The organism is Micrococcus sp. Mcc28 (genome assembly GCF_024519775.1).
Lineage (GTDB): Bacteria > Actinomycetota > Actinomycetes > Actinomycetales > Micrococcaceae > Micrococcus > Micrococcus luteus.
This window is the reverse complement of the sequence record NZ_JALJRH010000059.1, coordinates 1-328: the sequence shown is the minus strand read 5'-3', so window position 1 is coordinate 328 and position 328 is coordinate 1. Positions and strand designations below refer to the sequence as shown.

The window sequence follows — 328 nt, the reverse complement described above, 5'->3', positions numbered from 1 at the left end:
GTCCTCACCACTCTTCCCATAATTCCACTCTTCCTTTCCTCTCTTCCTTTCTTCCCTTCTTTTCTCCTTCTTCTTCTTTTCCTTTTCTTTTTCTCCTTTCCTCCTCCTTTTTTTCTTTCTTTTTCTTCCTCTTTTCCCCTTCCTTCTCTTTCCCTTCTCCCTTCTTCCCCCCTTCCTCCCCCTTCTTCTCCTCCTTCTCTCTCTTTCCTCTCTCTCTTTCTCTTCTTTCCTCCCTCTCTTTTCCTTCCCTCTTCTCTCCTTCTCCCTTCCCCTTCCCTTCTCCCCTCCTCCCCCTCTCTCTTCCCCCTCCGTCCTTCTTCGCCCCCCC

1 protein-coding gene is annotated in these 328 nt (G+C 49.7%); it reads right to left on the bottom strand.

The features are described 5' to 3' along the window. On the bottom strand, positions 1 to 328 hold a 328-nt coding region (locus NR073_RS11445; protein WP_256748851.1), incomplete at both ends, for a hypothetical protein.